Origin of the sequence: Kitasatospora sp. GP82, from assembly GCF_029892105.1 — a bacterium.
GTDB lineage: Bacteria > Actinomycetota > Actinomycetes > Streptomycetales > Streptomycetaceae > Kitasatospora.
In genome coordinates this window covers 1-9,056 of the sequence record NZ_JARZAJ010000086.1, presented here as the reverse complement: position 1 = coordinate 9,056, position 9,056 = coordinate 1, and the positions used below count along the sequence as shown (strand labels likewise).

The 9,056-nt window shown below is 70.9% G+C and carries 6 protein-coding genes and 3 tRNA genes; 3 read left to right on the top strand and 6 right to left on the bottom strand.

Annotated features, from left to right (window positions below; all coding sequences use genetic code 11):
• The 6 genes from P3T39_RS36595 to P3T39_RS36570 form a co-directional block, all read right to left on the bottom strand.
• Positions 1–72, bottom strand: a tRNA-Glu gene (locus P3T39_RS36595).
• A 27-nt stretch (positions 73–99) separates the two neighbouring features.
• A tRNA-Glu gene (locus P3T39_RS36590) sits at positions 100–172 on the bottom strand.
• Between the two features lie 41 nt (positions 173–213).
• A tRNA-Gln gene (locus P3T39_RS36585) sits at positions 214–285 on the bottom strand.
• Positions 286–496: 211 nt separating this feature from the next.
• On the bottom strand, positions 497–2,026 hold the full coding sequence (gene gltX / locus P3T39_RS36580) for a glutamate--tRNA ligase (RefSeq protein ID WP_280703641.1): 1,530 nt from the start codon (positions 2,024–2,026) through the stop codon (positions 497–499).
• Positions 2,019–2,819 carry a fumarylacetoacetate hydrolase family protein gene (locus tag P3T39_RS36575; protein ID WP_280703640.1) on the bottom strand — a complete coding sequence of 267 codons (801 nt, stop codon included), beginning with the start codon at positions 2,817–2,819 and terminating at the stop codon, positions 2,019–2,021. Before P3T39_RS36575 ends, gltX begins: the two co-directional genes overlap by 8 nt.
• A 177-nt stretch (positions 2,820–2,996) precedes the next feature.
• Positions 2,997–3,224: a hypothetical protein gene (locus tag P3T39_RS36570; protein ID WP_280703639.1), complete on the bottom strand. Its 228-nt coding sequence runs from the start codon at positions 3,222–3,224 to the stop codon at positions 2,997–2,999.
• A gap of 547 nt (positions 3,225–3,771) precedes the next feature.
• On the opposite strand from P3T39_RS36570, the gene P3T39_RS36565 reads away from it, so the two are divergent.
• The 3 genes from P3T39_RS36565 to P3T39_RS36555 all read left to right on the top strand — a co-directional run bounded on the left by P3T39_RS36565 (position 3,772) and on the right by P3T39_RS36555 (position 9,009).
• Positions 3,772–7,773 (top strand): nitrate- and nitrite sensing domain-containing protein, encoded by a 4,002-nt coding sequence (locus P3T39_RS36565; RefSeq protein ID WP_348534426.1) that lies wholly within the window; start codon positions 3,772–3,774, stop codon positions 7,771–7,773.
• A 10-nt stretch (positions 7,774–7,783) separates the two neighbouring features.
• Positions 7,784–8,197: a roadblock/LC7 domain-containing protein gene (locus P3T39_RS36560; RefSeq protein ID WP_035797811.1), complete on the top strand. Its 414-nt coding sequence runs from the start codon at positions 7,784–7,786 to the stop codon at positions 8,195–8,197.
• A 365-nt stretch (positions 8,198–8,562) separates the two neighbouring features.
• Positions 8,563–9,009 (top strand): DUF742 domain-containing protein, encoded by a 447-nt coding sequence (locus P3T39_RS36555; protein WP_280703638.1) that lies wholly within the window; start codon positions 8,563–8,565, stop codon positions 9,007–9,009.
• The last annotated feature ends 47 nt before the right edge of the window (positions 9,010–9,056 follow it).

Here is a 9,056-nt window from a genome sequence, read left to right as displayed (position 1 = left end):
ACCCCCGACCGGATTCGAACCGGCGCTACTGCCGTGAGAGGGCAGCGTGCTAGGCCGCTACACAACGGGGGCTTTCTTGGCGATCCCTTGCGGAATCAGTACCCCCGACCGGATTCGAACCGGCGCTACTGCCGTGAGAGGGCAGCGTGCTAGGCCGCTACACAACGGGGGCTTGATCTTCAGTTGCTACTACTGGTTACTGCTCGTACTGCGCTGGGGTACCAGGACTCGAACCTAGACTAAATGAACCAGAATCACTCGTGCTGCCAATTACACCATACCCCACCAGAGTTGAGCCCCTGCGGGCCCTTCCCAGGCGTTGCACCTCTCGCTTGGTCACCGACGGGGTTTCACTCCCTCGTCCGTTCCCTCCCGGGCGGCGCAGAAAGAACATTACCCGACGTCTGGCCTGGGTCCAAAATTGATAACCGCAGGCAGGCGGCGGGGCGGCTGCGAGCCAGGTCAGGACCGGGCCCGCAGCCGCCCGCTCACGGCCTCAGGAGGCCGCGGTGAGCTCCAGAGCGGCCGTCAGCCGACGCAGCGTCTCGGCGCGGCCGAGCAGCTCCATCGACTCGAACAGCGGCGGGGAGACCCGGCGGCCCGTGACCGCCACCCGCAGCGGCGTGAACGCGAACTTGGGCTTGATGCCGAGACCGTCCACCAGCGCCTCGCGCAGCGCCGCCTGGATCGGCTCGGGCGTGAAGTCGCCCAGCTCCTCCAGCGCCTTGATGCTGGCCTCCAGCACCGGACTGGCGTCGGGGGTGAGCACCTTGGCGGCGTCGTCCGGGTCGACCGTGAAGTCGGCCGGGTCGACGAAGAGGAAGCCCGCCATGTTGACGATCTCGCTCAGCACGACCATCCGCTCCTGGGTGAGCGGCGCCACCTTGGCCAGCAGGTCCAGCTGCTCGGCAGTCGGCTCCTCGGGCAGCAGACCGGGGGCCTGGAGGTACGGGACCAGGCGCTGGACGAAGTCCTCCGGCGCCAGTCGGCGCAGGTGCTCGGCGTTGATCGCCTCGCACTTCTTCAGGTCGAAGCGGGCCGGGTTGGAGTTCACCTTGGAGATGTCGAAGGCCTCGACCAGCTCCTCCATGGAGAACAGGTCCCGGTCCTCGGCCAGCGACCAGCCCAGCAGCGACAGGTAGTTGAGCAGGCCCTCGCGGATGAAGCCGCGCTCGCGGTAGAGGTTGAGGCTGGCCTGCGGGTCGCGCTTGGACAGCTTCTTGTTGCCCTCGCCCATCACGTACGGCAGGTGGCCGAAGCGCGGGGTGACGCCACTGCCGACGCCGATCTCGGCCAGCGCGGCGTAGAGGGCGATCTGACGCGGGGTGGAGGAGAGCAGGTCCTCGCCGCGCAGCACGTGGGTGATGCCCATCAGGGCGTCGTCCACCGGGTTGACCAGGGTGTAGAGCGGAGCGCCGCTGGCCCGGACGATGCCGTAGTCCGGCACGTTCTCCGGCTCGAAGCTGAGCGTGCCGCGCACCAGGTCGTCGAAGGCGATGGTCTTGTCGGGCATCCGGAAGCGGAGGATCGGCTTGCGGCCCTCCAGCTTGTAGACCGCTACCTGGTCCTCGGTCAGCTCACGGCAGTGACCGTCGTAGCCGGACGGCTTGCCGGCCGCGCGGGCGGCCTCTCGGCGTGCGTCCAGTTCCTCGGTGGTGCAGTAGCAGTGGTACGCGTGGCCGGACCGGTGCAGGCGGTTGGCGACGTCGGCGTAGATGTCCATCCGCTGCGACTGCCGGTACGGCTCGTGCGGACCGCCGACCTCCGGGCCCTCGTCCCAGTCGAAGCCGAGCCAGCGCATCGCGTCGAGCAGCTGGTTGTACGACTCCTCGGAGTCGCGGGCTGCGTCGGTGTCCTCGATCCGGAAGACCATGGTGCCGCCGTGGTGGCGGGCGAAGGCCCAGTTGAAGAGGGCGGTGCGGACCAGCCCGACATGCGGGTTGCCGGTCGGGGAGGGGCAGAAACGAACCCGAACGCTCGGGTCCTTCGGGGTGGCCGGGGTCGTCCCCGGCTCAGTGCTAACCACGCTTGATCACCCTGTTGGTGAGAGTGCCGATGCCTTCGATGGAGACGGCGACTTCGTCGCCGACGTTGATGGGGCCGACACCCGCGGGGGTGCCGGTGAGGATGACGTCGCCCGGGAGCAGGGTCATCGCTTCGGAGATGTGGACGATCAGCTCCGCGATCGAACGGACCATCAGGGACGTCCGGCCGGTCTGCCGCAGGTCGCCGTTGACCGTGCAGGTGATCGCCAGATCGCTCGGATCGAGCTCCGTCTCGATCCACGGCCCGAGCGGGCAGGAGGTGTCGAAGCCCTTGGCCCGCGCCCACTGGCCCTCGCGCTGCTGGACGTCCCGCGCGGTGACGTCATTGGCGCAGGTGTAGCCGAAGATGATCTCCGGTACCCGCTCCAGCGGCACTTCCCGGCCCATCCGGCCGATCACCACGGCGAGTTCGGCCTCGTGCTGGACGTCCGCGGAGAACGGCGGGTACGCGATGGACTCGGTCGGGCCGATCACCGCGGTGGAGGGCTTGAAGAAGGTCAGCGGGACGTCCGGGACCTCGTTGCCGAGTTCGGCGGCGTGCGCTGCGTAGTTCCGGCCAACCGCCACGATCTTGTTGGGCAGGATCGGCGACAGCAGGCGGATGTCCTGCATCCGGTAGCTCTCGCCGCTCAACTGCATCGAGACGATGGGGTGGCCGGCCAGCGCGTGGACCACCAGGGACTCGGGCTGGGAGGGGTCCCCCTCGACCACGCCGAAGGAGACGCTGCCGGCGGCAGGGCTCCCTTCCCGGACGGAGAACCTGGCAATACGCACGGTTGGGAGCCTCTCGGTCAGTCGGGCACCGGCCGTACCGGGCCCTGTAGATGCGCCCCCAGGCTATCGCGTGGGCCGATGCGGGCCCTTCGGGCACGGCCGGACGACAGCGACGGGACAGCGCAGAGGGGCGCCGGCCGCAGTTGCGGTCGGCGCCCCTCTCGACTGGCCGGAGTGTCAGTCCTGCGGCATCCGCGGCGCCGGAGCGGCCATCAGGACGGTGCGGCGCGGGTTGGCCGTGCTGGCCGGCAGCTCGGTCGCGTACTCGACCGGCTCCTGCGCGGCGAGAGCGCCGGGCAGCTGGCTGAAGTCCTCGATGGAGGCCAGGGTGGTCCGCCGCGGGTTGGCCGTGGGACGGCTGACGAGCGTGGGCATGGCGTCGGCCTTCTTCGCCGGCTGGGACATTGCGTCACACCTTGGGGTTCGGGGCCGACTTCCAGGAGTCGGCCTGCGTGATTCTGGGCAGGCTGCTGAAGCGCGCACTGCTCCGCAGAGTCAGAGTAGGGATCTCTTTCCACAGGGGCCGTGACCAAGGCTATACATTCGGCTGTGATTTTCCTCACAAATTGACCGGCAAAATGCACATCAGGGACATTTCACCCCCGTCGATCGTCCCGACATTTGCCAGATTTCGGACATTCTCGAACGTCTGCGACTCTTGTTGATCTACGACCAAGTTGGCATGTATCCGGCGAGTGTCCGAAAAGGGCTGTATTCCACTGGGGTTACCGCACAGTCCGTGAAAGTGTGCGCGCACTGGGTAGCTCAGGACACCGCCGGGTAACGCCCCTTGTTGGACTTCTCCCGCTGTGCTGGAATGCGACGGAAAAACTCGACACCGTTCCATCCGCGGCAGCGGAGAGGGACGCCCGGTCCAGAGGTTGCGACGCCAGTGCAGGGACGTTTCAAGAGGGGCAGCGGCGCCGCGGGTGACCCGGAGTCGCGTGAGCCCGTGGCAGGCCCCCACCAGGCAGCGCCGAACACCGGCCCCGCCGAGCAGGTAGGGGTCGGCAGCGAGCCCGAGCAGACAGGCAGCGGCGGCGGCGGCGCTTCCGAGGGTTCCGAGGGCGAGGAATCCACCGACAAGCGCCGCTCCCGCCTGCGCGGAACCCTCAACCGCCGCCGGGCGAGCGGCATCAGCCGGTTCGCCATGCGCAACTGGCGAATCCGTACCCGCCTGATCGCCCTGCTGCTGCTCCCCGTGGTCGTCTCCCTCGTCCTCGGTGGTCTGCGAGTCCAGTCCTCGCTGCAGAACTCCAAGCAGCTGTCGCAGATGACCAACCTCGCGGACCTGGCCCAGAAGTCCACCGCGCTGGCGAACGCCCTGCAGACCGAGCGCGACCTCAGCGCCGGCCCGATGACCGCCAACAACAGCCAGCAGGACCCCGAGGTCACCGACGCCCGCAAGACCACGGACACCCTCAGCAAGGCGTTCGCGGCCAGCGCCGACAACTTCGACGAGCTCGACCTCGCCGGTGGCAAGGCACTGCTGCTCCAGGTCCGCAAGGACCTCAACCAGCTCTCCGAGGCCCGCAGCACCGCGTACACCAACCCGGACAACATCCAGGCCACGATCACCAACTACGACGTGATCATCAATGACCTGCTGGGCATCACCCAGGACATCGCGATCGCCTCGAACAGCACCGAGCTGGTCAAGGTCACCCGTGCCCTCCAGCAGTTCTCGCTGGCCAAGGAGGCCAGCTCGATGCAGCGTGCGCTGATCAGCGCCGCACTCGCCCGCCCCGGCGGCCAGGACCTGAGCACCTCGGACGAGACCTTCGGCATCCGGCTGCAGACGGCCGAGGAGAACGCCCTCACCAACTTCACCGCCATCTACGGCGACGCCGCGGCCAGTGCGCTGCGTGCCCCGCTCACCTACAACCAGACGATCGCGGAAGCCGAGCGCTACACCAAGGCGGTCCTCAACACCAACGGCATCAAGCAGGGCGACGTCCGTACCTACAAGGACTGGTACGACAGCGCCACCGCGAAGATCACCGCCGAGCAGAAGATCGAGACCTCGCTGCTCGAAGTCCTCGACGGCAAGGCCCAGCAGCTCCAGTCGGACGCCGACACCGAGGCCCTGATCAACGTCGCGCTGATCGCCCTGGTGCTCATCGTGGCCATCGCCGGTGCCGCCATCGTGGCCCGCTCGATGGTGCGCTCGCTGACCCGTCTGCAGACCGCCGCCGAGGACGTCGCCGAGCGGCGGCTGCCCGAGCTGGTCAAGACGCTCTCCGAGAGCGACCCGCACGACGTGGACATCACCGTCGCGCCCGTCGCCGTCGACTCCGCCGACGAGATCGGCCACGTGGCGCACGCCTTCGACATGGTGCACAGCGAGGCCGTCCGCCTCGCCGCCGAGCAGGCCCTGCTGCGAGGCAACATCAACGCGATGTTCACCAACCTCTCGCGCCGCAGCCAGGGTCTGATCCAGCGTCAGCTCTCGCTTATCTCCGAACTGGAGAGCCGCGAGGCCGACCCGGACCAGCTGGCCAGCCTCTTCAAGCTGGACCACCTCGCGACCCGTATGCGCCGCAACGGTGAAAACCTCCTCGTTCTCGCCGGTGAGGACCCGGGCCGCCGCTGGACCCGTCCCGTCCCGCTGGTCGACGTGCTCCGCGCCGCCGCCTCCGAGGTGGAGCAGTACGAGCGCATCGAACTCGCCGCCGTCCCCTCGGCCGAGGTCGCCGGACGTGTCGTCAACGACCTCGTCCACCTGCTCGCCGAGCTGCTGGAGAACGCGACCTCGTTCTCCAGCCCGCAGACCCGCGTCCGGGTCACCGGCCACGCCCTGCCCGACGGCCGGGTGCTGGTCGAGATCCACGACACCGGTATCGGCCTCTCCCCCGACGACCTCGCAGACATCAACGAGCGCCTCGCCAACCCGCCGGTCGTGGACGTCTCCGTCTCCCGCCGCATGGGCCTCTTCGTGGTCGGCCGCCTGTCCCTGCGTCACGGCATCCGGATCCAGCTGCGCCCCAGCGACTCCGGCGGCACCACCGCACTCGTCATGCTCCCGGTCGACGTCACCAACTCGACCGACCGGCGCGGTGCCGCCCGGCCCGGCCCGGCCCAGGCCAAGCAGCAGCGCGGCGTCGGCCCGGCGGCCCGACAGGGACGTGGGGGTGCCGCCGAGGCGCTGTCCGGCCGCCAGGCCGCGGCGCTCGGGCAGGGCCCGGCCGGCGGTGCCCCGACCGGCCGTCCGCAGCTCGGCCAGGGCCCGCAGTCCGGCCCGCGCCAGGGCGGCCCCACCGGCGGCCTGCCGACCCGCGACCCGAAGGCGACCCTGCCTGGCGCGCCCAACTCCGGCCTGCCGAACGGCGGCCCGGCCGGTGCACCCAACGCGGGCCTGCCGACCCGCGACCCGAAGGCCACCCTCCCCGGCGCACCCAACTCCGGCCTGCCGAACGGCGGCCCGAAGGCCACCCTGCCCGGTGCGCCCAACACCGGCCTGCCGACCCGCGACCCGAAGGCCACCCTGCCCGGCGGCCCCAACGCCGGTACGCCCAACACCGGTGCGCCCAACGCCGGTCTGCCGACCCGTGAGGTCGGGCAGTCGCTCCGCGAGAACTCGATGCCCGGTCGTCCGCCGCGGCGCACGCCCGGCGCCTCCGGTGCCCCGGGTGCGCCCGGTGCTGCCGGTGCGCCGCTCGCTCCCGGTGGCGGTCTGCCGCGCCGTGGCGAGGGTCAGCCGGGTGGTGGCCGCCCGGGTGCCACGCCGGAGCGTCAGCGGCCCAACCCCGAGCAGCCGCAGCACGGTTGGGCCGAGCAGCCCGTGGACGGCGGTCTTCCCGGCCGCCCGGCGCCGGGCCGACAGGGCCAGGAACTGCCGGGCCGTCGCCCGGCGGGCGGGCCGGCTCAGCAGCAGCCGACCCCCCGTGCCCAGCAGCCCCAGCAAGCCGCACAGCCGCAGCAGCCGTCGGCCCCGGCCCCGGCCCCGGTCGAGACCACGGCACAGTTCGCCCGCCCGCGCTTCGAGGCCAGCCAGATCGACCCGCGTGACCCGCTGGGCCTCGGCCTGGTCGAGCCGGTGCTGCCGAGCGTGCCCAACCCGGCCGCCCCGCAGCCGCCGTCGGCCCCGCAGCCGCCCTTCCAGCAGCCGCAGCCTCCGGCCGGGCAGCAGCAGCAGCTGCCGCCGGCCCAGCCGCAGCCCGGTCAGGGGCGTCCGGCGCCGCAGCGCCAGCAGCCGATGGCCCTGCCGACCGGTCCCGGTGCCGCAGGCGCCCAGCCGGCCCGCGCCGACGAGTTCCGGGGCGGCTCGCAGCAGCCCGGTGCCCGCCGGGGCGAGGCCCAGCAGTTCCAGCAGCCGCCGGCCGGTGGACCGCAGGATCACCAGCACGGATACCAGCCGCAGCGCCCGGGCACCAGCGCACCGGGCTTCCCGCAGGACCAGGTCCCCCAGGGCCAGGCCCCGCAGCGGCCGCGTCCCGAGCAGCAGCGCTCACGCCCGTCCGCGCAGGACCCGCTGGCGCCCCAGCCCGGCCAGCCCGCTCAGGCAGGCCAGCCCGGTCAGCCCGGCCAGGCACCGGACGCCCCGTGGCGTCCGTCGGCGAACGACGAGCGCTGGCGCCGCGCCGAGCAGGTCCGTCAGCCCTCGACCAGCGGCGTGACGCTCTCCGGTCTGCCCCGTCGTACGCCGCAGGCCAACCTGGTCTCCGGCACCGCCGAGGCGGCGCCGCTGACCGGCCCGCAGGTCTCCCGTGCACCCGAGGAGGTCCGCGGCCGACTGACCAACCTGCGCCGCGGCATCCAGCAGGGCCGCCAGGCCGGCGCTGCAGCGGGTGCACCAGGCGCAGGTGCACCGGGCACCGGTGCCCCCGCGGCAAACCCCGGCGGCGCCGCGCCCCAGGGCCAGCGGCCCACCCGTCCACAGCGGTTCGACGGCTTCGACGCCCCTCGGGGCGACGGGGGCTTCGGCGAGTTCGGCCCAGATCACCAGGAGCGTTGAGTTGAGTCAGATGAGCCAGGCCGCACAGAACCTGAACTGGCTGATCACCAATTTCGTGGACAACACCCCCGGGGTGTCGCACACGGTGGTGGTCTCCGCCGACGGTCTGCTGCTCGCCATGTCCGAGGGCTTCCCCCGCGACCGCGCCGACCAGCTCGCCGCCGTCGCCTCCGGCCTCACCTCCCTCACCTCCGGCGCCAGCCGGATCTTCGAGGGCGGCGACGTCAACCAGACCGTCGTGGAGATGGAGCGCGGCTTCCTCTTCCTGATGGCCGTCAGCGACGGCTCCTCCCTCGCCGTCCTCGCCTCACCCGACTCCGACATCGGCCTCGTCGGGTACGAAATGGCCCTGCTCGTGGACCGAGCCGGAGCCGTCCTCACCCCCGCTCTTCGCGCGGAACTCCAGGGAAGCCTTCTGCACTAGAAACCGACACACCGAAACGCCGGGCCCGGTCGGACCGAGCCCGGCGAACCCCCAAAGCTGGTTCCGGATTTGGCAGCGCTAGGAGGACTCTTGGCATCCTCCCCGCCCTTGATGAGGCAGGGAATCCGCCGGTCACCCGGCAGACCTTCCTGCTTCAGTGCTGACTGCCCCCGGGACAAACCCAAGCCGAGGTATCACACCAGCTCCACAGGCCTTACTTCCCGCCAGCCCGGCGGTAGGCTCATCCGCCACTCCGTGACGGCTGAACACTCACAGTGTAACGGCGAATACCCAGCGTCATCCAGCGTATTCGCGGCCTGCTCCCGACCGTGTGAACCGCACTCGGCCCTAGCTAGGAGACGAACATGACCCCGCCCCCGACACCCGGCACATATGGCAACGGGTACGGCAGTGGCTACGGCGGCCAGCAGGCCGGTGGCTACGGCGGACAGCAGTCCGACGGCTATGAGCAGCAGCCGCTGGTCCGCCCGTACGCGATGACCGGTGGCCGTACCCGGCCCCGGTACCAGCTGGCGATCGAGGCGCTGATCTCGACCACCGGGAACGCGGAGCGCACCGGCGGTCTGCTGCCGGAGCACCAGCGGATCGTCGCCCTGTGCCGTGAGGTCAAGTCGGTGGCGGAGATCTCGGCGCTGGCCGGGGTGCCGCTCGGGGTCGCCCGCATTCTCGTCGCGGACCTGGCCGAAGCCGGTCTTGTCGCCATCCACCAGCCCGCCGCTGCGGGCGAGTCGGGCGGTACGCCTGACGTCACGCTGCTCGAAAGGGTCCTCAGTGGACTTCGCAAGCTCTAACGCGGCCGCCCCCAGCCGCGCCACCACCTCCGCGAAGATCGTCGTCG

Bases quoted from the DNA above. Each gene is read 5' to 3' on its own strand.
- P3T39_RS36560 (WP_035797811.1), top strand. From the start codon at position 7,784: ATGAGCCAGGCCGCACAGAACCTGAACTGGCTGATCACCAATTTCGTG.
- P3T39_RS36570 (WP_280703639.1), bottom strand. From the start codon at position 3,224: ATGTCCCAGCCGGCGAAGAAGGCCGACGCCATGCCCACGCTCGTCAGC.
- P3T39_RS36555 (WP_280703638.1), top strand. From the start codon at position 8,563: ATGACCCCGCCCCCGACACCCGGCACATATGGCAACGGGTACGGCAGT.